The following is a 25,623-nucleotide window of genomic DNA, read 5'->3' on the forward strand; positions in this document are numbered from 1 at the left end:
GAAGTGCCAAGGATATCCTTCGGGATGTCGAGAACTGGTATGAACAAGAAATCTTCCAATGGCGAGTTCGCATCGCCCGAATTCGCGTTTTATGGTGACCCTGTCATGGCCTATATGCCTGGCCCATTCGGCCCGTCGACTCATCGTGGGGGCGGCGCCCTCCCCGCCGGATCGAAGCACCAGAGAAGGATCACTCGACCACCATGAGCCGTAAACACCGTGATCCGAGCCCCGTCGCCCGCCGCCCCCGGAACCGGTCGAGATCCATCTCGCTCCGCGAGCCGCTGACCAGGCTCGAATCCCGACTCATGCCGGCAGTAATCACCCCATTCTCCGTGCGGTTCGGGACGAATGCCAACGGCGACATCGCCTTCGTCGCCAACACGCTGATGACCGCCCCGGACCGCGAGTCGGGCGCGGCCAACGCCCGGGCGGGGGTGGGGACGAAGCTCAACAATAACGACTTCTCGATGGCCTACGTGGACATCGATTCGGACGCCTCGACGTTCAACTCCAGCCGGGCCGACCTGGCCCTCCCCCGGGGCGCCACGGTCCTGTTCGCGGGGCTGTACTGGGGGGCGGAATCGTCGTCGGCGAACCGGAACCGGGTGCTCTTCCAGACGCCCGGTTCGGCGGGCTACACGACCGTGACGGGCTCGATCGTCGGGTCTCAGAGCACGGGTGACTACCATGCCTTCGCCGACGTGACCGCGGCCGTCCGCGCGGCGGGGGTCGGCACCTACGGGGTGGCCAACGTCCAGGCGAACATCGGCGCGGACAAGGAGGCCGGGTGGTCGATGGTGATCGCCTACGGCGACCCGTCGGCCCCGCCCCGCAACCTGACGGTCTTCGACGGCTTCGCCGTGGTCGACACCAAGACGCCCAACGTCACGATCCCGATCAGCGGGTTCAAGGCCCCGCTCTCCGGCGCGGTCAAGGCGAGCCTCGGATTCATCACCTACGAGGGGGATCGGGGCTACAACGGCGACGCCCTCAAGTTCAACGGGTCGACCCTGTCGGATGCCCAGAACCCGGCCGACAACTTCCTCAACAGCACGATCAGCAACCGGGGGGTGCCGGTCACCACGCGGAGCCCGAACTATGCCAACCAGTTCGGCCTGGACGCCGACATCATCGCCACCAGCGGCCTGATCGCCAACGGGGCGACCTCGGCCACGATCAACCTGACCACCGACAACGAGACCTACTACCCGGGCGTGGTGACGACGGCCATCGACCTCTACGCGCCGGTCGTCGAGGCCACCAAGACCGTGGCCGACCTGAACGGCGGCGTCGTCTCCCCGGGTGACGTCCTGGAATACACCGATACGGTGCGGATCACCTCCGGCGAGGCCGGCACCAACGTCGTGCTGTCGATCCCGCTGCCGGACGGCACACGCTACGTCCCCGGGTCCCTAGCCATCGGCTCCGGGGCGAACGCCGGTCCCAAGACCGACGCGGCCGGGGACGACCAGGCCGACTACCAGATGGCCACCGGCCGGCTCACCGTGCGGCTCGGCACCGGGGCGACCTCATCGGCCGGCGGGACGATCGCCGTCGGCGGTTCCACGACGGTCACCTACCGCGTCATCGTCGCCGAGACGACGCCCGACAACACGGTGATCGCCGCCCAGTCCGCGATCAGCCTGTCCGGCCAGTCCACCGGGGCGAGCCTCTCGGCCAGCACCAGCGTCTCGTCGGTGACGGTGATCGAGGCGGCCGACCTGTCCCTCAGCCAGACGGCGAGCAATCTCACCCCGAACGTCGGCGACCTGGTCACGCTGGCGATCGACCTGGCCAACAACAACCCCAACCTGGCGGGCGGCGTGGTCGTCAACGACCTGCTGCCGACGGGCCTCGTCTATCAGTCGGCGACCGCCACCGTCGGGTCATACAACCCGCTCACCGGCGTCTGGACGGTCGGCACGCTCGACGGCGCGGCGCGGCTGACGATCGTGGCCCGCGTCGTGGCGACCTCGGCGGTCGTCAACACCGCCACGATCGCCGCCTCGGGGCGTCCCGACCTGGTCCCGGCGAACAACACCAGCCAGCTGACCATCACCCCGCTCCGGGCCGACCTGGGCCTGACCAAGGCCGTCGGCGACAATCGGCCCTATGTCGGCCAGAGGGTCACCTTCGTCACCACGCTGACCAACCTGGGCCCGGACGCCTCGGCCAACGTCGTGATCTCGGACCGGCTCCCGGCCGGCTTCTCGCTGGTCTCGGCCGTGGCGAGCGTGGGGACGTACGACCCGGCCACGGGCCGTTGGACCATCGCCACGATCGGCGGCACGCCGGCCACCCTGACCCTCACGGCCGACGTCACCTCGGCCTCGGCGTCGATCGCCACGGCGACGGTGCTGTCGGCGTCGACGTACGACCCGACGCCCGCGAACAACACGGCGTCGGTCGCGGTGACCCCCCGGACGGTCGACCTCGCCGTCGCCAAGACGGTCGACAAGCCCCGGCCCAACGTCGGCGACGTGGTCGTGCTGACCACCCGCGTGTCCAACGGCGGGACGGGCGCGGCCACGGGCGTCCGGCTCCTGTCGGCGGCGGGGTCCGGGCTCACGATCCTGTCCGCGGTCGCGGGCCAGGGGACCTTCGATACCGCCACGGGCGTGTGGGTCGTGGGCGGGCTCGCCTCGGAATCCGAGGCCGTCCTCCGGGTCACCGCGCGGGTGGACTCGCCCGACGCCATCGCCAGCGCCGCCGGCATCTCCCAGGCCGACCAGCCCGACATCGCCCCGAACAACGACGCCGCGTCGGTCGGCATCGTCCCGCAGAAGGCGGATCTCGCCACCACCCAGGCGGTGAGCAACGCCGCCCCGCTCGTCGGGGATGAGGTCGACTTCACCATCACCCTGGGCAACGCCGGCCCCGACGCCGCCACCAACGTGCGGGTGCGGGACGTCTTGCCCGCCGGACTCCTCTTCCTGTCGGCGACGCCGACCCTGGGGAACTACGACCCGACGACCGGCATGTGGACGGCCGGCACGGTCCCCTCGGGGACGCTGAACTACCTGACGATCCGGGCCCGGGTCACCGCCCCGGCGGCCACGACCAACACGGCGTCGATCTTCGCCAGCGACCAGTACGACCCGAATCCGGCGAACAACGCGGCCACCGCGACGAGCACCCCGCAGCAGGCCGACCTGTCGCTGGCCTCCGCCTTCGACCAGGCCCGGCCCAACGTCAACGCCGTGGTCCAGTACCGGGTGACCGTGACGGCCCCCGGCCCCGGCACCGCGACCGGCGTGGCGATCTCCGCCCCCCTGCCCGGCGGCCTCGCCTTCATCTCGGCGATCCCCGAAGCCGGGACCTACGATCAGGCCACCGGCACCTGGACGGTCGGCACGGTCGCCCCCGGCACGCCGATCACCCTGACGATCCTGGGCCAGGTCGTCGGCATCGGCTCCATCGCCGCCTCGGCCTCGATCTCCGGCCTCGACCAGTTCGACCCGTCCGCCTCCAACAATACCGCCGTGGCGTCGCTCACGACGCAGCGTTCCGACCTGGCGGTCGCCTCCGTGCTCTCCGACGCGACGCCCAACGTGGGCGACACGATCACCCTCCGCGTGACCGTGACCAACGCCGGCGACGACCCCGCCACCAACGTCGCGATCGCCAACAGCCTCCCGGCGGGCCTGACCCTGGCGACCGCCCAGGGACCCGGCACCTACGACCTCGCCACCGGCACCTGGGCCGTCGGGACGATCGCGCCGGGCGGGGAGGCGACCCTGGTCCTCCGGCTGTCGGTCGTCGCCCCGACCTCCGGCGACGTGGTGGCCTCGGTCCAGGGCGTGGACCAGTATGACCCGGTGAAGGCCAACAACAACGCGTCGACCTTCCTCGTCACGCGGCAGGCCGGCCTGTCGTTGGGGGCCTCGGTCGATCAGGCGAGGCCGAATGTCGGCGACCTGGTCACGTTCGTGGTGACCCTCAACAACTCCGGGCCGGACGCCTCGACCGGGGCCCGGATCGCGGCGGCGCTCCCGGCCGGGCTGCGGTTCCAGGACGCGACCCCCTCGCAGGGGACCTACTCCGCCCGGACCGGCACCTGGTCGGTCGGGACGCTGGCGGGCGAGGGCTCGGCCTCGCTGACGATCCGGGCGATCGTGACCGGCGGCGACCCCGCGACCCTGGCGGCCTCGATCCTGGGCGCCGACCAGTTCGACCCGGCGGCCGCCGACGACGTCGCCTCGGCCACCGTCACCCCGCTGCGGTCCGACCTCGTGCTGACGGTCGGGGCCTACCCGGCCCAACCCATCGTGGGCGAGGCCATCTCCTTCCTCGTCCGGGTGAGGAACTTCGGCCCCGACGACGCCACCAACGTCCGCATCGCCACCTCGGTCCCGGTCGAGCTGGTCCTCCTCATGGAAGAGGTCGGCCTGGGGACCTACGACCGGGCCACGGGCGTGTGGACCATCCCCTCGGTCGTGTTCGGCGACGAGGTCACGATGGTCATCACCTACGAGGGCGCGGCCCCGTCCCCCGCCGACTTCGCGGCCGCGATCGTCGCCTCGGACCAATTCGACCCCACCCCGGAGGACCGCTCCGGATCGGCGGTCATCACCCCCGCCCGGGCCGACCTGGGCCTCGCGGCCGCGGTCGACGTGCCCAACCCCGGCGCGAACCAGGTCGTCACCTTCACGTTCACCCTGACCAACTTCGGCCCCGACGCGGCCACGGGGGCCTCGGTGGCCGTCCCGATCCCGGCCGGCTATGCCTTCGTCGACTCCTCGGCGATCGGCGGGTCTTATAACTCGGAGACCGGCCTCTGGACGGTCGGGAACGTCATCCCGGGCACCCCGGCGGTGCTGACCCTCCGGGCCCGGGTGGTGTCGGTCGCCCCACCGCCGCTGACGGCCACGATCGCCGGGGCCAATCAGGCCGACCCGGCGCCGGGCAACGACGCGGCCTCGGCCTTCGTCCGCCCGAGGCGGGTCGACCTCGTGGTCGGCAACGTCGTCAGCGACCCGATCCCCAACGTCGGGGACACCATCACCCTGACGATCAGCGTGTTCAACTCCGGCCCCGACGCCGCCACGGGCGTCGTCCTGAAGGATATCCTGCCGGCCGGCCTCGCGTACACCTCGTCCGCCGGCCAGGGGGCGTATGACTCCGCCACCGGCCTCTGGACGGTGGGCTCGGTGGCCCCGGGCGACGAGGCCACCCTGACGCTGACCGTGATCGTCACCGATCCCGACGCGATGATCAATCGGGCCGAGGTCCAGGCCGTCGACCAGTTCGACGTCGCGTCGGCCAACGACGCGGCCGAGACCTCGATCGAGCCGCAGCAGGCCGAGCTTCGCCTGACGAACCGGGTGGACGACCCGTCCCCGCTGGTGGGCGATGTCGTCACCTTCACCGTCTCGCTCAAGAACCTCGGCATCGACGCGACCACCGGGGTCGTCGTGGCCGTCCCCCTGCCGGCCGGCCTGTCGTTCGTCTCCGCCTCGGCCGGCCTCGGCACCTACGACTCGGAGACCGGACTCTGGACGGTCGGCACGCTCGCCTCGGGCGATTCGGCGGTGCTGATCCTTCGTGTGCTCGTCGCCGAGCCCGGGGCGGCGACCGTCGTCGCGACGATCGACGAGGCCGACCAGTTCGACCCGAACCCCAACGACAACGAGGCCGGGGCGACGATCGAGCCCCAGTCGTCCGACGTCGGCCTGTCCTTCGCGATCGACGCCGAGCGGCCCGACGTGGGCGCCGTCATCACCGTCACCCTCGACCTCCGGAATCGCGGAGGCGACGAGGCGACCGGGGTCCGGGTCGGCGTCCCGCTGCCCGCCGGGCTGGCGTACGTGGCGGACACCCCCGACCTCGGCTCCTTCGACGCCGCCACCGGCACATGGACCGTGGGCACGCTGGCCGCGGGCTCTTCGACCCGCCTCACCCTGCGGCTTCGGGTCGTCTCGGCCGACCCGATCCCGATCAAGGCGACCGTCGTCGCCCTCGACCAGTCCGATCCGGTCGCGGACGATAACGCGATCTCGGCCGTCGTCACGCCCCGGTTCGCCGACCTCGGCCTCGCCATGACGGCGGACGACGTCACGCCCGACGTCGGCGACGTCGTGACGTTCACTCTTGTCCTCTCCAACTCCGGCCCCGACGCCGCCTCCGGCGTCCGCGTGGCGGATGCGTTGCCGTCCGGCCTGGTATTCGACTCCGCCGCGCCCGGGCAGGGCACGTTCGACCCGGCCACCGGAACCTGGCAGGTGGGCACCCTGGCGTCGGGCTCGTCGGCGACCCTCGTCCTCCGCGCCCGGGTCGCTTCCCCCTCGCCGATCACGTACACGGCCACGATCGCCCCGTCCGACCGGTTCGACCCCGACGCCACCAATGGCACCCGCTCGGTCACCCTCACGCCGAAGCAGGCCGACCTGTCGGTGTCGATCGTCTCGACCGAGGCCCGGCCCAACGTGGGAGATGAGGTCGTCCTGACGATCACGGTCGCCAACGATGGCCCGGACGACGCCAACAACGCGTCCCTGCTGGTTGCCCTGCCCGCCGGGCTGGAGCCGATCTTCGCGTCCCCCGCCCAGGGGACGTTCTCCGCTTCCTCGGGCCTCTGGTCGGTCGGCACCGTCCCGGCGGGTGCGACCTTGACCCTCCAGGTCCGCGCCCGGGTCGTCGCGGCGGGCACGCAGGTCGCCACGGTCGGCATCGACTCGGCCGACGAGTTCGACCCGTCGGCGGCGAACGACGGCGCGAGCGTCTCCATCACGCCGCAGGTCGCCGACCTGTCGGTGGCCGCCTCCGTCGACAACGACCGGCCCAACGTCGGCGATACGGTGACGATCGCCGTGACCGTAAGCAACACCGGCCCCGATGCCGCCTCCGGCATCCGGATCGACGCCATCCTCCCCGCCGGGCTCGTCTACGTCTCGGACACCGCCGATGGCGGGTCCTACGACGCGATCTCCGGGGCCTGGACCCTGGGGACGCTCGCCCCCGGCGCCTCCCGGACCTTGCGGGTCGTGGCCCGGGTCGCCGAGGCCGGCTCGATCACCCCGACGGCCTCGGTCGCCCTCGTCGACCAGTTCGACCCGACGGAAGCGAACGACGCGAGCACCGCCACGATCATCCCCCAGCAGGCCGACCTGGGCTTGTTGGCCGTCGTGGACAACGCCCGGCCCAACGTCGGCGACCTGGTGACCTTCACGATGACCCTGACCGACTCGGGCCCGGATCCTGCCGCCGGGGTCCGCGTCCTCGGACTCCTGCCGGCCGGCCTGTCGTTCGTCTCGGCCGACCCCGACGGGGGGGCCTATGACCCGATCACCGGCACCTGGACGGTGGGCGTGGCCCAGCCCGGGACGCCGAGGGTGTTGCGGCTGGTCGCCCGCGTCGTTTCCGCCGCCCCGGCGACCCTGTCGGCGCGGATCCTCGGGGCCGATCAGTTCGACCCGGAGCCGGGCAACGACGCCGCGATCGCGTCGATCACCCCCCAGCAGGCCGACCTGTCCGTGACGACCTCGGTGGACGTCGCCCGGCCCGACGCCGGGACGCTCGTGACGATCACCGTGACCGTCTCCAACTCGGGGCCCGACGCCGCGACCGGCGTCCGCGTCGCGGCCTTGCTCCCCGCCGGGCTCGCCTTCGTCTCGGCCGAGCCCGACGCCGGGACCTACGACCAGGCCACCGGCACCTGGGCCGTCGGCGGGGTCGACTCCGAGACCCCCCGGGTCCTGCGGATCGTCGCCCGGGTGGAGGCCCCCGGCCCGTTCGCCCCGACGGCCTCGATCGCGGGGGTCGACCAGTCCGACCCGACGTCGGAGGGGAACACGGGATCGACCACGATCGCCCCCCGCCTGGCCGACCTGTCCCTGGCGGCCTCGGTGGACGCGCCCAGCGCCAACGTCGGCGACCTGGTGACCTTCACCGTGACCGTCGCCAACGCGGGGCCCGATTCCGCCTCGGGCGTCCGGGTGGTCGCCGCCTTGCCCGCCGGCCTGGAGTACGTCTCGTCGTCCTCCGACGGCGAGTCCTACGACCCGGCGACCGGCACCTGGCTCGTCGGCGGGATCAGTTCCGAGGCGCCCAGGACGCTGCGGATCGTCGCCCGGGTGGCCTCGCCGGGGCGCCGGACCTTCACGGCGACGGTCGCCCAACTCGGCCAGTTCGACCCGACGGCCGCGAACAACTCCGCCTCGGTCGCCGTCACGCCGCCGACGGCCGACCTGTCCGTGTCCACGACGGTGGACAACGCCCGGCCCAACGTCGGCGACCTGGTCACGATCACGGTCACGCTGACCGACGTCGGCGCCCCGGCGACCGGCGTCGCGGTCTCGGCCGCCTTGCCCGCCGGGCTGGCGTTCGTCTCGGCGACGCCCGATGCCGGGACCTACGACCCGGCCACCGGCACCTGGACGGCCGGCACGGTCAACCCCTCGTCCCCGAGGGTGCTGCGGCTGGTCGCCCGGGTGGTCGCGCCGGGTGTCGTCTCGCCCTCGGCCTCGGTCCTGGCGGTCGACCAGTTCGACCCGACCCCCGGCAACAATGCGGGTTCGACGACGGTCGCCCCCCGGAAGGCCCACCTCACCCTGACACAGTCCGTCGACAACCCCGCGCCGAATGCCGGCGAGGTGGTGACCATCACCCTGACGCTGACCAACGCCGGGCCGGACCCCGCCACGAACGTCTCGATCCTCAGCCTGCTGCCCGAGGGGCTGGAACTCGTCTCGGCCGAGGCCGGCGCGGGCGGATTCGACCCGGCCACCGGCCTCTGGTCGATCGCCTCGGTCGAGCCCGGGGCGCCGTTGACGCTGCAGGTCCGGGCGCGGGTCGCCCGGGCGGGGGCGGCGACCATCACGTCCCGGATCCGATCCAGCGACCAGCATGACCCCAGCCCGGACGGGCGGGAGGCCTCGACCACGGTCGCCCCGCGCGGGGTCGACCTGTCGGTCCGGGTCGAGGGGCTGCCGCCGACGATCGTGGTCGGCCAGCGGATCGACCTCCGCGTGATCGCCTCCAACCGAGGGCCCGACGGCGCGACCGGGGTGCGGATCCCGATCGCCCTGCCGCCCGGCTTCCGCCTGGTCTCGGCCGTGCCCGGCCAGGGGAGCTACGACGCGGCCTCGGGCGTCTGGCTGGCCGGGCCGATCCCCGCGGGCGGCTCGGCGGTGCTGGCCCTGGCGATCGAGGCGATCGCGGCCGGGGATCAGGCACTCTCCGCCGGGCCGGTCGGCTCCGACCAGTTCGACGCCTCGGCGGCGGACGACGTCGCCCGATCCGGGATCGTCGCGACCCCGGCCGCCCCGGCGGCGGGCACGTCGAGCCTCGGCGGACGGATCTTCGACGACCTCGACGGCGACGGGGTCCAGGACCCCGGCGAGTCGGGCCGGGCCGGCGTCCCGGTCGTCCTGGAGGGGACGGACGCGGAGGGCAACCCGGTCCGCCTGGTGGCCATCACGGCCGACGACGGCTCGTACTTCTTCGTCGGGCTCCGCGCCGGTGTGTACTCGCTGGTCCTCGGGGCGGGCGACGGCTCGCCGGGCGTCGTCGGCAGCCTGGGCGGCCGGGCGACGGGCGGCCGGATCGACGGGATTGTGCTCGGCGAGGGGGACGCGGGCGTGGGATACGCCTTCGCCGCCGCGTCGGCCGCCAGGCCGCCGGTCGGGCCATCGGCACCGCCCGCCGGTCGAGTGGCCGGCGTGGTCTATCTGGACCGCAACCGCAACGGCGTGTACGACCCGGGGCTGGACTTCGGCATCGCCACGATCCGCGTCATCCTCACCGGCGTCGACGACCAGGGGAGGACAATCCGGATCGCGACGACCACCGACGCGACCGGGGCGTATCAATTCGAGGGGCTCCGGCCCGGCACCTACTCGGTCCAGGACGGCCGCACTCGCTTCTTCCGCGTCATCCCGGCCGTCGGAAGCTCGCGGGCCAGGGTCTCCTCCCAAGCGGTGGCGGCGGTCGCCGTCGAGGCGGGCGTCACCTCCCAGGTCGACTTCGCCAAGATGCCGGTCGCCGGCTGCCGGCTCATCCCGCTCATGGGACCGGGCGGTATCAAACGCCCCGTGCCCCGCGGCCCGCTCTTCCAACGGTTCTTCCCCACCGTGTCCGGCACCCTGCTCTCGCGGTCGGCGCTCCGGGTCGGCAATGTCCGACGGGCCGCGGCCGATCGCGGGCTCGGGCCCGGCACGGCATGAATCCTCGACGGGGACTGCCGTCGCGGTCGCCGCCCCAAGGCGGGCGGATGACCGCGACGCACCCCGAGATGACGATGCCATTCGGAGGGTCGAGGCTGGCCGGGGTCCATTCCCGTCCAGCCTCGACCCTTTGCCTGATAAAACGATTTGACGAAAATCGACGATCCGTCGATAATCGGGCCATGGGAACCACGGCGCGGAAACAGAAGGAAGTGTCCAACCGCGAGCAGATGCTCCTGGACGTCGCGCGCCGGATGCTGATCGAGCAGGGTTTTGCCGGCCTGACGATGGACCGCCTGGCCGAGGCCACCGAATATTCCAAGGGGACGATCTACCAGCACTTCTCCACCAAGGAAGATCTGGTCGCGGCCCTGGCGGTCCAGAGTTGCCAGCAGAGGCTCGACCTCTTCGGGCGAGCGACCCGTTTCGACGGCGTCCCGCGTGCCCGGCTGATGGGGCTGCTGGTCGCCGACGAACTGTTCGCGAAGCTCCACCCGCACCATTTCCGCTCCGAGATGGTGATCCGGATGGCCGACCTGGACGATCGGGCCTCCGCGGCGCGGCGGGATGCCCTGGGCGACATGGAGGGGCGGTGCCTCGACCTCGTCACCGGGCTGGTACGCGATGCGATCGCCGGCGGCGACCTTTCCCTGCAGCCGCCGCAACGTCCCGAAGGGGTCTCGTTCGCCCTCGTCTCGCTGGCCCTGGGCACCCAGATCGTCCTGCTGAACTTCGACTCGCTGGTCGAGCGGTTGGGGATCGACGAACCGTTCGCCGCCATGGGGCGCAGCCTGATCGCCCTGCTCGATGGCCTCGGCTGGCGGCCCCTGTCCTCGGAATTCGACTACGCCGGCGCCCGTGGCCGGATCATCCGCGAGGTCTTTGCCGATGAATGCCGCGCCGCCGGGATCGCCTGAACGGGCGTCTTTTTTTGCGCCGAAATCGACGAATCGTCGGAAAGCGACGAAAGGATTTGTCGTCGTCGCGGTACTGGTCGCCCTGATCCTGGTGGGCCGGGGCCGCCTGGCCGCGCTGGCGGAGTCCCATAAGGTGAAGATCGTCCCGCCGGAGCCCCCCTCGGTGCGGCTGGTGCCGGTGGCCGACGAGGTAGTGGCTTCGGGCACGTCGTATAGCGCGGTGGTCCGGGAGTTCCGCAAGGCCGAGCTTTCCTTCCGGGTCGGGGGGACGGTCGAGTCGCTGCTCCAGGTGGCCGGGCCGGGCGGCGGGATGCGCGACGTCCACGCGGGGGACCGGGTCGAGAAGGGGACGGTCCTGGCGCGGCTGGACCCGGCCGACCATCGCCGCGACCGGGCCATCGCCGCCGAGCGGCTGGCCGCGGCCGAGGGGCGGCTCGTCCAGGCGGAAGCCGACGCCGGACTGGCCCGGCTCGACCATGGCCGGATCGAACGCCTGGTGGCGCGGAACTCGGCGACCAGCTCGGACCTGGACAACGCCCGGGCCCGGCTGCACACCTCGGCCGCCGCCGTCGTGGTCGCCCGACGCGAGGTCGAGGGGGCCCGGGCCGGGCTCCAGCAGGCAGACGCCAACCTCGACTACTGCATGCTGGCGGCCCCGTTCGACGGGGCGACGGTTGCCGCGAGGGCGATCGAGACCTACGAGCGGGTCGCCGCCCACCAGGCGGCGTTCACCCTCCTGGACCTGTCGCGGGTGGTCATCGGCTTCGGAGTGCCCGACACGCTGGTCGGGCGGCTCGCCATCGGCCAGCCGATCGTCGTCACGGCCGACGCCCTGGCCGGCGAGACCTTCGACGGCGTGATCTACAAGATCGGCTCGACGGCCGACGAGCGGACCCGGTCCTACCCGGTCGAGGTCCGCATCGACGACCCGCGCGGCCTCCGCCCCGGGATGGTGGCCACGGCCCACTTCCGACGCGAGCGGAAGGCCCGCCTGCTGCCGCTCACCGCGATCACCGTCGACAACCCCGACCGCCATCCCGCCGTCTACCGGGTGGCCCGCGAGGACGGCCGCGACGTCGCCCGACAGGTGCCGGTGGCGTTCGACGACGTCCTGGACAACCGGGTCGTCCTCCGGATGGACTCCGAGGGGCCCGATCGCGGGCTCCATGCCGGCGACCGCGTGGTCGCCACCGGCGTCCATCGCCTCCGCGACGGCGAGCCCGTCCACGTCGCGGACTGAACCGCGCGGCCTCCACTCGACGACTTCCGATCGATCGGCAACGGCCCGGGACGCCCCGGGCCCCGGGGAACTGGCATGACGGTCTCGCAGTACTTCGTCTACAAGAGGCCGATCGCCTGGACGCTCCTGCTCTTCACGATGGTGGGCGGCGCCGCCGCGTACCGCGCGATGCCGCAGCGGCAGGACCCGGTGATCCAGGTCCGCAGCGGCCTGGTCACCACCCCCTACCCCGGCGCCAATCCGGTCGAGGTGGAGCAGGAGGTCAGCCGCAAGGTCGAGAAGAGGCTGGCCGAGAACCCGGCCGTGGAGCACGTCCGGTCGACCAATCGGCAGGGGATCTCGTTCGTGTTCGTGGACCTCTACGACACGACCCGCGATGCCGAGGCGGTCTGGCAGGACCTGGACAACAAGCTGGCCTCGATGGGCGATCTGCCCAGCGTCGACGGGGCTCCGGTCCGCCCGGTCCTCGACAAGGATTTCGGCGACACCGTGGCCATCATGCTCACGCTGTCGAGCCCGCCGGTCAGCGACCTGGAGTTCGAGCGTCGGGCCGCCGTGATCGCCGCCCGCCTGGAAGAGGTCCGGGCCGGCCGCCCCCAGGCGGCGCGGGGCCGGCGCTTCAGCGGCGTCCTGGTCCACCCGTCGACCGTCGATCCCGCGCTGATCGAGCGGCTCGGGCGATCGTGCCTGGATCACCTGGCGGGTCGAGGATATGCCGAGGACGGCGTCTCGCTGGGCCTGCTCGGCGCCTCGGCCATCGACTTCCGCCTGCCCGAGGGCCGCGACCCGGCCGCGCTCCGGGCCGAGGTCGAGCGCTGGCAGGCCCAGGCCATCGGCGTCGGCCTGGGGCACCCCGACATCTGGCCGGGCGTCCTGGTCGAGGATCCCGCGGGGCTGGCGGCGGAGTTGAAGCGACGCTGCCAGGCCGAGCCGGGCGGGGTCGCCCGTTATAGCTACGAGGAGCTGCATCGGTTCGCCGACACGATCCAGGACCGGCTCCGCCAGTCGACCAAGGTCGGCAAGGTCGAGCAGCTCGGGGTCGTCTCCGAGGCGATCTACCTCTACTTCAGCAACCGCCGCCTGGGCCCCTACGGCCTGGAATTGCCCGACCTGGCCGCACGCTTGCAGCAGAGGAACATCAACCAGGCGGGGGGCACCGTCGAGTTGCCCCGGCAAAACCTGGCGGTGAAGCCCAGCGGGAAGCTCGCCGGGGAGAAGGAGATCGGCGACCTGGTGGTCGACACCCGCGACGGGGCGCCGCTCTATCTCCGCGACCTCGTCGAAATCGTTCGGGGCTACGAGGATCCGCCCCGGGTCCTCAACTTCCGCACCATCAAGGCCGACGCCGACCACTCGCCCACGGCGGGCCACGCGGAGGCTTCCCCACCGGCCGACCACGGCCACGGCGCGAAGCCCGCGCCGTCGGGGCCGACGCGGGCCTGGACGACGCGGGCGATCACGCTGGCCATCCGCCAGGTCAAGGGGACGCAGATCGCCGAGTTCAGCCGCGAGGTCGACGCCGGGCTGGCCTCGCTCTCCGGCATCCTGCCCGACGACCTGCGGATCGAGCGGACCAGCGACGAGCCCGAGCGGGTCCGCTTCAAGATCCACGAGTTCAACGACTGCCTGATGGAGGCGGTCGTCATCGTCGTGTTCATCTCGCTGGTGTTCATGGAGTGGCGCAGTGCCCTGATCATCGCCCTGTCGATCCCGATCACCCTGGCGATGACCTTCCTGTTCTGCGCCCTGCTGGGCGTGGACCTCCAGCAGATCTCGATCGCGGCCCTGATCATCGCCCTGGGACTCCTGGTGGACGATCCGGTGGTGGCCGGCGACGCGATCAACCGCGAGCTGGCACACGGGGTCCCGCGCGACGTGGCGGCGTGGCTCGGCCCGCAGAAGCTGTCGCGGGCGATCCTCTATGCCACCGTGACCAACTGCGCCGCGTTCCTGCCCCTGCTGGTCGTCAGCGGCGGGGTGGGCGAGTTCATCTGGTCCCTGCCGGTGGTCGTCACCGCCTCGCTGGTGGCCAGCCGATTGGTCTCGATGACGTTCATCCCGCTGCTGGGGTATTACCTGCTCAAGGGGCAGGCCGGCCTGGAGGCGGGGCTGGGCGACGGCCAGGGGCGGGGGTCGCGGTTCGCCCGGATCTACAACGGCTTCTCGGAGGTCTGCCTGGACCACAAGTGGGCGTCGCTGGCGGTCTGCCTGGCCGCCCTGGCGGCGGGGTTGAGCCTTCTGCCGCTGCTGGGGACCAACCTGTTCCCCAAGGATTTGCACTCGGCGTTCACGGTCAACCTCTACCTGCCCGAAGGGTCGTCGATCCGCGAGACCAAGGGGGAGGCGATGGCGGCGATCGAGGCGATCGAGGCGATCGTCGGCCCCGACGTCGAGGCGTACACCACGTTCGTGGGGGCGGGGGGCCCCCGGTTCTGGCTGTCGATCGTCCCCGAGCAGCCCACCCCGGGCTATGCCCAGGTGATGGTCCACACCCGCGACAAGCACCGCACCTACGCCGTGGCCGAGGCCCTGAAGCGACAGCTCCCGCCCCGGCTGACGGTCGCGCGGGTCCACGTCCAGGCCCTGGAGTCGGGCCCGCCGATCGGCATCCCGGTGCAACTCCGCGTGATGGGGCCGGATGTCGCCACGATCCGCCGCTTGGGCGAGCAGGTCAAGGGATTCATGCGCGAGTTCCCCGGCGCCGAGAACGTCCAGGACGACTGGGACCCGGAGGCCCTCCAGATCGCCCTGCGGGTCGACCCCGACCGCGCCAACATCGCCGGGGTGTCGCATCAGGACGTCGCCGCCCTGATGAGCGGCGCGCTGTCCGGCTACACGGCCACGGCGATCCGCGAGCGCGACCGCCTGATCCCGGTCCTGTTCAAGCTCCGGCCCGACGAGCGGAGCCGGATGGAGGACATGAAGACGCTGAACGTGGTCGGGTCGCGCAACGGCGCCCGGGTCCCGCTCGATCAGATCAGCACCTTCACGCCCGAGTTCGTCGCCCCCAAGATCGGCCGCCGCGACAACGAACGCTGCATGACCGTGAAGTGCGACGTGGCCCCGGGGCTGCTGGCCGACGTCGTATATACCCACGTCGAGGCGAGGCTGGCCGAGGCCATCAAGGCCTGGCCGCCCGGCTACCACTTCCAGATCGGCGGCGAGAAGGAGGAGCAATCCAAGGGGTTCGGCTCCCTGATGATCGCCATGTTCGTGTCGACCGGGATGATCTACCTGGCGTTGATCCTCCAGTTCAACAGCCTGACCAAGCCGTTGGTGGTGTTCGCGGCGGTCCCGTTCGGGATGATCGGCGGGCTGATGGGGCTGATCGTCTTCGGCGTGCCGCTGGGATTCTTCGCCCTGCTGGGGGTGTCGTCCCTGATCGGGGTCATCATCAGCCATGTGATCGTGCTGTTCGAGTACATCGAGGAGGCCCACGAGCGGGGCGAGCCGGTGCGCCGGGCGGTGATCGACGCGGCGCTGGTGAGGCTCCGCCCGGTGTTGGTCACGGTGCTGGCCACCGTGGGCGGGCTGATCCCTCTGGCGGTCAAGGGGGGCCCGTTGTGGGAACCCCTCTGCTATGTGCAGATCATGGGGCTGCTGATCGCCACCCTGGTGACCAAGGTGGTCGTGCCGGTGCTCTACGTCCTGTTCGTGGAAGATTTCAAGCTGATCCGATGGGCCGCTCCGGGCGAGCATGCCGCCGAGGGCCCGCCCCCGGAGTACGCCGGCGCCGGGCGGAGCCATCACGATCTGCCTATCTCGATACCCCAGCCGATCTGATGCGATCCCGACCGCATCGCGGGCCAGGAATCATGGGATGATTCGCAATCGCATCTTTGCCGGATGATCGGGGGATTCGATAGGCCTCCGGAGGCCGACGGAGCGCCCTGAGTGTTGGTCGGTCCGCCATCTCGACACGCCGGCGGCTGGCGGCCAGGCCCTGGAAGTCACCGGGTGGCTGGGGACTGACCCGTTCCCGCTCGGCTGGCCCATCTGGTATGAGAGTCATTCTCGCCCGCGAGGGCGGGAGGACTTTCGACGGGGCGCGTCCGATCGGATCAGCCGCAAGATCCATGAGGTCGACGCCGGACCGGCCCGGGGGGACGGCCAGCCCGGTCGCCGGGCTCATGGGCCTCGATGGTCACCGATCCCCGAACCCGCACTCATCCCCCGCCGGACCGGGGTTCGGGGGCTGGTCGGCCCCCGGGGACGCCGGAAGCGGATCGCGAAGCTCGGCGGATGCCAGGCCACGACGCCATCCCATCGCCACGATCTCTGAGGCATGATCATGAACCGCATCTGGAAGTCCAGGCTGACGATCATCCGTTTCGCGGCCATCGCGGCCGCCCTCGTCCTCGTCCTCGCCGGCCCGGCCTCCGCCCAGCACCCTGCGGCGGTCCGCCACAAGACCGTGAAGGTCGGCGACCTCGACATCTTCTACCGCGAGGCCGGCCCGAGGGATGCCCCCGCCATCCTCCTGCTCCACGGCTTCCCGACCAGCTCGCAGATGTTCCGCAACCTGATCCCGGCGCTGGCGGATCGGTATCATGTCGTCGCCCCGGACTACCCCGGCTACGGCCACAGCTCGATGCCGGCCCACGACACGTTTGCCTATACCTTCGACAACCTGGCCCGGGTGATCGATGAGTTCACGGAGAAGGTCGGCCTGACGAAATACGCCCTCTACGTCCAGGACTACGGGGCGCCCATCGGCTACCGGCTGGCGGTCAAGCACCCCGAACGGATCACCGCCATCGTGGTCCAGAACGGCAACGCCTACGACGAGGGGCTGGACAACGACTTCTGGAAACCCATCAAGGCATACTGGAAGGAGCCCGGGAGCCGGGAGAAGCGGGACGCCATCCGCAACCTCGTCACCTACGAAGCGACCAAATGGCAGTACCTGACCGGGGTGAAGGACCCGGAACTGGTGAGCCCCGACGGCGCGGCCCACGACCAGTTCCTCCTCGACCGCAAGGGCAACGACGAGATCCAGCTCGACCTGTTCCTGAGCTACGGCAGCAACCCGCCGCTCTACCCGAGCTGGCAGGCGTATTTCCGCGAGCATCGGCCCCCGATGCTGATCGCCTGGGGGAAGAACGACCAGATCTTCCCGCCCGCCGGGGCCGAGCCGTACAAACGCGACCTCAAGACCTTGGAGTATCACCTCATCGACGCCGGCCACTTCGCCCTGGAGACCAACGGGGAGGAGATCGCCGGGCTGATGAGGGACTTTCTCGGCAAGCACGCCAAGAAATGACCGGGAGACGGGGCTCCGCGACGGGCCTCCCGTCCGGATGACGCCGCCCTGATGGGGTTCGTCACGGCTTCGCGTCCCGGCCGATCCCGCCTGCTCGCGCGGCGCCCCAGGGCCACGACCGACCGGAGGGCCAGGCCCGAGGTCGGCGAGATCGGGCGCCTCTCGGATGATTGGATAACTTTGTCTTGAGTTCCGGGATGGTCCTTGTATCCTGGGGCTCAAGATCCAAATATTCATGGGGATTGCCTGCATCCCGTCGGCATGGGTGCAGGGTTGCGCGTAGGGCCCGGACGGGCTTCCGGCGCGAGGAGCCGGCCGATCGGCCCCGGCCGGACGAGGCCCTTGCTCACGCGATCCGCCCCGTTTCGACGCCCGAGGAGCATCCCCATGAGCACGCCGCCCCGCCGCCCGATGTCGGTCTCGCCGCTCTGGATGCAGTCGGCGATCCTGACGTTGATCTTCGGCTTCGCGATCCTGGGGTATGCGGGGGTCCGCACGTTCCGGGAGTCGGCCCCGGTCCCGGCCAAGATCGTCGATGAGCGGGGCCGGGTCCTCTTCGACCGTGCGCAGATCGTCCAGGGGCAGGAGCATTTCCTGACCTACGGCCTGATGCAGTACGGGACGGTGTACGGCCACGGGGCCTACCTCGGGCCCGACTTCACCGCCAGCTACCTCCACCGGGCGGCGGCCCACATGATCGAGCTTTACGGGGGCGACGATGCGGCACGCGAGCGCACCCGGCGCGAGCTTCAGGCCAACCGCTACGACCCGGCCACCGGCGTGCTGACCTGGACCGACGGACAGGTTTCGGCCTTCGAGGACAACCTAAAGTGGCTCCGCGAGTCGTTCCTGGACCGCGAGTCCAGCGGGGCGGGCCTCAAGCCCCACCTGATCCCCGACCCCGAGGCGTCCCGGCAGGTCGCCGGCTTCATCGCCTGGACCGCCTGGACCGCCGCCGCACGCCGGCCCGACAAGGACTACTCCTACACCAACAACTGGCCGCCCGACGACCTGGTGGGCAACACGCTCACGGGCGAAGCGATCATGTGGAGCGCCATGTCTTTGGTGGCCCTGCTGGGCGGGATTGGGATCATCCTGGGCGTCTACGGCCGATTCGGCCGGACGATCGGCTGGCACGAGTCCGAGGAGCGGCGCATCCGGTTCCTGCCCCCCGCCGAGGTCGCCCTGACCCCGGCGCAGCGGGTCACGGCCTGGTTCTTCCTGGTCGTGGCGGCGCTGTTCGTGCTCCAGAATCTGGTGGGCGGGGCGACGGTCCACTACATGGTGGAGGCGTCGGGCTTCTTCGGCATCGACCTGCCGCGGCTCCTGCCCTACAACCTGTCGCGGATGTGGCACCTGCAGATGGCCATCTTCTTCGTGGCCACGGCCTACCTGGCGGCCGGCATCTTCCTGGCCCCCCTGATCGCCGGGCGCGAGCCGAAGGGCCAGGGCTGGCTGTCGGCGATCCTGCTGGGGGCCCTGGCCATCGTCGTGTTCGGCAGCCTGGGCGGCGAACTGCTGAGCATCCACGGCTACCTGTCGCTGGCCATGCGTCCGATCCTCGGGGCGCAGGGGATGGAGTACATCGACCTCGGCCGGTTCTGGATGATCCTCCTGATCGTCGGGATGCTCCTCTGGCTGGTCATCATCTACCGGGGGCTGCGGCCCCGCCTGGCGGTCGAGAGCCGGGGGAACCTGCCGTGGCTGTTCCTCTACAGTTCGCTGTCGATCCCGGCGTTCTATGCGGTCGGCCTCCTGGCGCACACCAAGGGGACGTTCGCCATGGCCGATTTCTGGCGGTTCTGGGTCGTCCACCTCTGGGTCGAGGACTTCCTGGAGCTGTTCACCACGATGCTGGTGGCCAGCATCTTCGTGCTGCTGGGGATCGTCTCCGAGCGGTTCGCCACCCGCCTGATCTACTTCGACGTGATCCTGTACTCGGTGGGCGGCGTGGTCGGCACGATGCACCACAGCTACTTCAGCGGCGGCCCGGCGATCCAGATGGCCCTGGGGGCGTTCTTCTCGGCGGCCGAGGTCATCCCGCTGACGCTGCTGACGGTCGAGGCGTGGTCGTTCCTCCAACTCGGGACGAGGCAGATGGGCGGGGCCGCCGGATTCCCGCACCGCTGGGCGGTCCTGTTCCTGGTCTCGGTCGGGTTCTGGAATTTCCTGGGCGCCGGGGTGTTCGGGTTCCTGATCAACCTGCCGGTGGTCAGCTACTACGAGATCGGCACGCTCCTGACCTCCAACCACGGCCACGCGGCGTTCATGGGGGTCTACGGGATGCTGGCGCTGGCCCTGCTCTGCTTCTGCACCCGCTACCTGGCCCGGCCCGAGGACTGGAACGACCGGCTGATCGGGTATGCCTTCTGGGCGACCAACATCGGCCTGATGATGATGATCCTGGGCCACCTGTTCCCGCTGGGCGTCCTCCAGTTGGGGGACGTGGTGACCAACGGCTACTGGCACGCGCGGACGGAGTGGTTCCGCAACCATCCGTGGCTCTCGTGGGCCCGGTTGCCGGGCGACGCGATCTTCATGACGGGGTCGTTCGCGATCCTCTGGCATAGCTTTGTCGTGGTCATAAGGCCCCGCATCGCGCCGGCCCCGCGCGATCCCGGAGGCGCGACGCTTCAGGCCGCGTTGTTCGCCGAGGATCGGCCGGGGGCCGCCCCGCCCGAAGCGTGACCGGACCGGGAGGCCGCCGACCATGCCGCCGTTCGCCGGATGGGACCGATCGATCGACCTACCCCTCGTCCTCCTGCTGGGCTACCTGGCGGCGTTGTGGGCCGGGGGCTGGGCGCTGGAGGTCGCGGCGCGGGCCCACTTCCGCAAGGCCCAGGGCTTCGCCCACGAGGGGTTCGACTACGATTCGCTGCACGACCGCTACGAATGCCCGCAGGGGGAGCTGCTCACCCTGCAAACCTTCGACGACCGCGACAAGCTGGCCATCTACAAGGCCCCGGCGCCGACCTGCAATGCTTGCGTCCTCAAGGCGTTCTGCACCCCCCACGACGAGGGCCGCCGCGTCTACCGCTCTCTGGCCGAGTTCCACGAGACCGACGTCGGACTGTTCCACCGCCGGCTCTCCCTGCTCATCCTGGCGATCGCCTCGCTGTTCGCCCTCGGCGGGATGGTCGCCTGGTGGGGCCGTCCCGGCGAGCCCTTTCTCCTCGTCGCCCTGATCATCAGCGTCCTGCTGCTGTGGCGGGATCTCTTCGGCGAAACGCGGGCGGGGGGCGATGCCGGCGGTCCCGCCCGCATCGGGCCGCGCTGAACAACGACCGCCCATGCTCGGCCCCCGACCGGGTCCCGAATCGATCCCCCCCGGCCCCGCATGGCGGACGGATCCTCCCAAACCGGCGATCCGGCCCGCGCGGGAGGGGAAAGGGACGAGAGCATCCCCAAATCGCCATCCGGGCGTTACCATCCGGTATGAATACATCAGAACCGGGTGGGCGGCGTCCGATTTCCACCAATCCGCCGGGGACGGCGACGGAAGTTCGGGAGGCGTGGCATGCGGTCCCCGCCGCCGAGGTCGCGGCCCGCCTGGGGACGGACGACCGCCGGGGGCTGGGCGAGGACGAGGCCGCCGCCCGCCTCCGGCAGCACGGGCCCAATACGATCTCCGCGGCACCGGAGCGGTCGCCGCTGTCGATCTTCGTGGCCCAGTTCCACGGCCTGATGGTGCTGCTGCTATTCACGGCCACCGCGGTGTCCCTGATCCTGGGCGAGTTCGTCGAGGCGATCGCGATCCTGATCGTCATCCTCCTGAATGCGATCATCGGCTTCCTGACGGAGTGGCGTGCCGAGCAGGCCCTGACGGCGTTGCAGAAGCAGGCCGTGGCCGTGGCCCAGGTCGTCCGGGGCGGGGTGCAGAAGGAAGTCCCCGCGGCCGATCTGGTGACCGGGGACGTCGTGATCGTCGCGGCCGGGGAGCGGGTGCCCGCCGACGGCCGGGTGGTCGAGGCGGCCCGCCTGCTGATCGAGGAGGCCGCCCTGACCGGCGAATCGATCGCCGTGGCCAAGGCGACCGACCTGATCGCCGACCCCGGCGCGCCGTTGGGCGACCGGAAGAACATGGCCTTCATGGGCACGACGATCACCGACGGCCGGGGTCGGCTGATCGTCACGGCCACCGGGGCGCGGACCGAGATGGGCAAGATCGGCGCCCTGATCGACGCGGCCGGCAAGCAGGATACCCCCCTGGAGCGGAAGCTCGCCGGGCTCGGCCAGGCGCTGGTCGTGATCGTGCTGGCCCTCTGCGCGGTGATCGTCCTGGCCGGCTACCTGCGGGGCATCCCCTTCCTGCCCATGCTGGAGATCGGCATCTCGCTGGCCATCGCCGCCGTGCCCGAGGGCCTGCCCGCCGTCACGACGATGACGCTGGCCGTGGGCATGCAGCGCATGGCCCGCATGAGGGCGCTGGTCCGCCGGCTCCCCGCCGTCGAGACGCTCGGCTCGACCACGGTCATCTGCACCGACAAGACGGGCACCCTGACCGAGAACCAGATGACCGCGAGCGTCCTGGTCCTGGACGGGCAAAGGGTCGAGGTCACGGGCACCGGATACGCCCCGGAGGGGGAGTTCCGCCGGGGCGATCGGGCCGTGACCCCCGATGAGGACGGGCTCCTGCGGCTGGCCCTGCGGGTCGGCGCCCTTTGCAATGATGCCAGGATCGAGCGGCGCGATGGCCAGGCCGCCGTGCTCGGCGACCCGACCGAGGGGGCCCTGATCGTCGCGGCGGCCAAGGGGGGCATGCCCAAGGAGGGCCTGGAGCAGGACTACCCCAGGATCGGCGAGATCCCGTTCGACAGCACGTCGAAACGGATGGTCACGGTCCATCGGACCCCCGATGGCCGGGCGGTGGCCTACCTCAAGGGCGCGGCCGGCGCCGTGCTCGACGCCTGCCGATCCGAGGCGGGCGCGGATGGCCCCCGGCCGCTTTCCGAGGGGGGCCGCCGCAAGGTCCTGGATGACAACGACGGGCTGGCGGCCGCCGCCCTGCGGGTCCTGGCCCTGGCCTGCCGGGACCTGCCCGATGGGCACGGCGAGGAGGACCTGGGCTGCGATTTCACCTTCGCCGGGCTGGTCGGCATGATCGACCCGCTCCGCGAGGAGGCCCGGGACGCGATCGCCACCTGCCGGGGGGCGGGCATCCGCACCGTGATGATCACCGGCGACCAGCCGGCGACGGCCGCCGAGATCGCCCGCCAGCTCGGCATGGACCGGGACGCGAGCGGCCACCCGCTGAAGGTCGTCCATGCCCGCGAACTGGAGGGGCTGGACGACGCCGGCTGGGAGCGCGTCGCCACCGAGGCGGCCGTCTTCGCCCGGGTGTCGCCCGAGCACAAGCTGCGGATCGTCGAGGCGTTGCGGCGGCGCCGCGAGGTCGTCGCCATGACGGGCGACGGCGTCAACGACGCCCCCGCCCTGAAGGCGGCCGACATCGGCATCGCCATGGGGATCCAGGGGACCGAGGTCGCCAAGGAGTCGGCGGCCATGATCGTCACCGACGACAACTTCGCCACGATCGTCGGGGCCGTCGAGCAGGGCCGGATCATCTATGCCAACGTCCTCCGGTTCGTCTATTACCTCCTGTCGTGCAACCTCGCCGAGATCCTGGTCGTCTTCGTCGCGATCATGATCGGCTGGCCGATGCCGCTGGGGACCCTGCAGATCCTCTGGCTGAACCTGATCACCGACGTCTTCCCGGCGATGGCCCTGGCCATGGAGCCCTCGGCCCCCGACATGATGAAGAGCCCGCCCCGCGACCCCGAGGAGCCGCTGATCAACCGGCGATCCGGCGTGGTGGTCGCATGGCAGGGGCTGACCCTCGCGGCGGTGACCCTCGCGGCCTTCGCGATGGGCCTCCGCTGGCACGGCGGCGAGGGCACCGGCCTGCGCCAGGCGTCGACGATGGCGTTCATGACGCTCGCCCTGGCCCAGGTCGCGCACGCCTTCAACGTGCGGTCGCGGCGGGGGTCGGCGTTCACCCGCCGGCTGTTCACGAACGGGTGGCTGTGGGGCGCCGTGGTCGTGTGCGTGGCCCTCCAGGTGCTCGCCGGCACCGTTCCCCTGCTCCGGCGCGTCCTTCACACCGCCCCGCCCAGCTCCTCGGACTGGGCCGTCATCGGCGCCTGCTCGCTGGCCCCCGTCGTCGTCGTGGAACTGGTCAAGCTCGTCCAGAGGTGGTCGGGGCCGTCCTCCGCCCATCGGGGCCATCGCCCCGAATGAACCCGCGTCGGGGGGGCGGCCCGGGGTTCGCGGACCGGACGGCCAGGCTCGCCCCCTCGGCCCGACGCCGAGGCCGTCACGACGGAGGTTGCGCACCGCGATGGCGAAGACGTGGGATGAAGGCCCGGCCTCGGCGATCCTGATCGGCTCGGCCGCCCTGCTGGCCGTCGGGATGGGGCGGCACGGCTCGGCGAGCTGGCTGGAGGCCGCCTCGTTCGTCACCGGGGCCGCCTGCGTCTGGCTGACGGTCCGCGAGAACATCTGGAACTTCCCGATCGGCCTGGTCAACGTGGCCACCTTCGCGATCGTCTTCCTCCGCGCCGGGCTCCTCGCCGACGCGGCGTTGCAGGTCGTCTACCTGGCCCTGGGCGTCCGGGGCTGGTATCTCTGGCGGCATGGCGGGCGTGGGGGGGCCCGGCTCCACGTCACGCGGGCCGGTCGGGGCGAGTTGGTGGGGCTGGCGGCCGCGGTCGTCGTGCTCACCGGGCTGCTCTGGTTGGTCCTCCGGCGCGTCGGAGGATCGGCCTCGTTCTGGGACGCCCTGACGACCTCGATCAGCCTCGGGTCGCAATGGCTGCTGAACCGGAAGCGGCTGGAAAGCTGGGCGGGCTGGATCGTGGTCGACGCGATCTACATCCCTCTCTACATCTCGAAGTCGCTCCACCTGACGGCGGTGTTGTATGCGGTCTTCCTGGGCCTGGCGGTCCTGGGGCTGCGGCGATGGCACGAGAACTGGACGGCCCACCGGGGCGAGGCAGGTCTCCCCGGGACCTCATCCCGCGTGGAGGCCGCGACGTGACACTCGGGTTCATCGTCGGCAAGTTCTACCCGCCGCACCGGGGCCACAAGTTCCTGATCGACGCGGCGCGGCGGCAGGTAGACCACCTGATCGTGATGGTCGCCCATCATCCGTCCCAGCGGATCCCGGGCGAGATGCGCAAGGCGTGGCTGGAGCGGATCCACCCCGATTGCGACATCCGCCTGGTGCCCGACGAACTGGAGGACGACAGCCGGCAATGGGCGGATTTCACGGTCCGCTACCTCGGCCGCGCCCCGGACGTCGTCTTCACCAGCGAGGACTACGGCTGGAAGTATGCCGAGTTCATGGGGTCGCGGCACGTCATGATCGACCGCGAGCGCTCGGCCGTGCCGATCTCGGGCACGAAGATCCGCTCCGCCCCGCTCGACCACCTGGACTGGCTGGAGCCCTGCGTGCGGGCCTATTTCGTGCGCCGGGTGGTGCTGGTCGGGGCCGAGTCGACGGGCAAGACGACCCTGGCGCAGCTCCTGGCCCGGCACTTCGACACGGCGTGGGTCCCGGAATACGGCCGCGAGCACTGGGAACGGAAGGTCGCCGGCCTGACGATGGACGACCCGCCCCCGGCCTGGACGCCCGACGAGTTCGTCCACATCGCCCGCGAGCAGCAGGCACGCGAGGATGCCCTCGCCGGGGTCGCAAACCGGGTGCTCATCTGCGACACCAACGCCTTCGCCACCGGCACCTGGTTCGAGCGTTACCATCAGCGCCGCCATCCCGAAGTGGATGCCATCGGGGCACGCGACAAGGTCGACCTCTACCTGATCCCGACGCCGGACGTCCCGTTCGTCCAGGATGGCTTCCGCGATGGGGAGGCGATCCGCGGCTGGATGCACGAGCGGTTCGTCGAGCAACTGGCCGGCGGGCCGATTCCGGTGTGCATCCTTCGGGGTTCCTACGACGAACGGCTCTCGGCCGCCATCGAGGCGGTGGAGGCAATCCTTGGGAGGCCCTGGATCGACGGCGCATGACCCTGCGACGCC

The 25,623-nt window shown here is 71.1% G+C and carries 10 protein-coding genes; all 10 read left to right on the forward strand.

What is annotated here, in order from left to right; translation table 11 throughout:
• Positions 1–203 precede the first annotated feature (203 nt).
• The 10 genes from TA3x_RS02905 to TA3x_RS02950 all read left to right on the forward strand — a co-directional run bounded on the left by TA3x_RS02905 (position 204) and on the right by TA3x_RS02950 (position 25,611).
• Positions 204–10,166 carry an SdrD B-like domain-containing protein gene (locus TA3x_RS02905; protein ID WP_435018600.1) on the forward strand — a complete coding sequence of 3,321 codons (9,963 nt, stop codon included), beginning with the start codon at positions 204–206 and terminating at the stop codon, positions 10,164–10,166.
• A 182-nt stretch (positions 10,167–10,348) separates the two neighbouring features.
• Entirely contained in the window at positions 10,349–11,083 is a 735-nt protein-coding gene (locus TA3x_RS02910) for a TetR/AcrR family transcriptional regulator (RefSeq protein ID WP_435018601.1), read from the forward strand.
• 133 nt (positions 11,084–11,216) lie between these two features.
• The gene (locus tag TA3x_RS02915; RefSeq protein ID WP_435018602.1) at positions 11,217–12,323 is read left to right on the forward strand and encodes an efflux RND transporter periplasmic adaptor subunit; all 1,107 of its coding nucleotides are present in this window, start codon (positions 11,217–11,219) and stop codon (positions 12,321–12,323) included.
• 75 nt (positions 12,324–12,398) lie between these two features.
• Positions 12,399–16,106 carry an efflux RND transporter permease subunit gene (locus TA3x_RS02920; RefSeq protein ID WP_435018603.1) on the forward strand — a complete coding sequence of 1,236 codons (3,708 nt, stop codon included), beginning with the start codon at positions 12,399–12,401 and terminating at the stop codon, positions 16,104–16,106.
• A 508-nt stretch (positions 16,107–16,614) separates the two neighbouring features.
• Positions 16,615–17,586, forward strand: coding sequence for an alpha/beta fold hydrolase (locus TA3x_RS02925; protein ID WP_435022279.1), 972 nt, complete (start codon positions 16,615–16,617; stop codon positions 17,584–17,586).
• A 387-nt stretch (positions 17,587–17,973) separates the two neighbouring features.
• Complete coding sequence (locus TA3x_RS02930) at positions 17,974–20,274, forward strand: nitric-oxide reductase large subunit (RefSeq protein ID WP_435018604.1); 2,301 nt, start codon at positions 17,974–17,976, stop codon at positions 20,272–20,274.
• Between the two features lie 22 nt (positions 20,275–20,296).
• On the forward strand, positions 20,297–20,863 hold the full coding sequence (locus tag TA3x_RS02935; RefSeq protein WP_435018605.1) for a hypothetical protein: 567 nt from the start codon (positions 20,297–20,299) through the stop codon (positions 20,861–20,863).
• Between the two features lie 158 nt (positions 20,864–21,021).
• Positions 21,022–23,823 carry a cation-translocating P-type ATPase gene (locus TA3x_RS02940; protein ID WP_435018606.1) on the forward strand — a complete coding sequence of 934 codons (2,802 nt, stop codon included), beginning with the start codon at positions 21,022–21,024 and terminating at the stop codon, positions 23,821–23,823.
• Positions 23,824–23,923: 100 nt separating this feature from the next.
• Positions 23,924–24,622 (forward strand): nicotinamide riboside transporter PnuC, encoded by a 699-nt coding sequence (gene pnuC / locus TA3x_RS02945; RefSeq protein WP_435018607.1) that lies wholly within the window; start codon positions 23,924–23,926, stop codon positions 24,620–24,622.
• Entirely contained in the window at positions 24,619–25,611 is a 993-nt protein-coding gene (locus tag TA3x_RS02950) for an AAA family ATPase (RefSeq protein WP_435018608.1), read from the forward strand. The genes pnuC and TA3x_RS02950 overlap by 4 nt, the downstream gene beginning before the upstream one ends.
• Positions 25,612–25,623: the final 12 nt, after the last annotated feature.

Origin of the sequence: Tundrisphaera macrotermitis (assembly GCF_051175315.1) — a bacterium.
Taxonomy (GTDB): domain Bacteria; phylum Planctomycetota; class Planctomycetia; order Isosphaerales; family Isosphaeraceae; genus Tundrisphaera.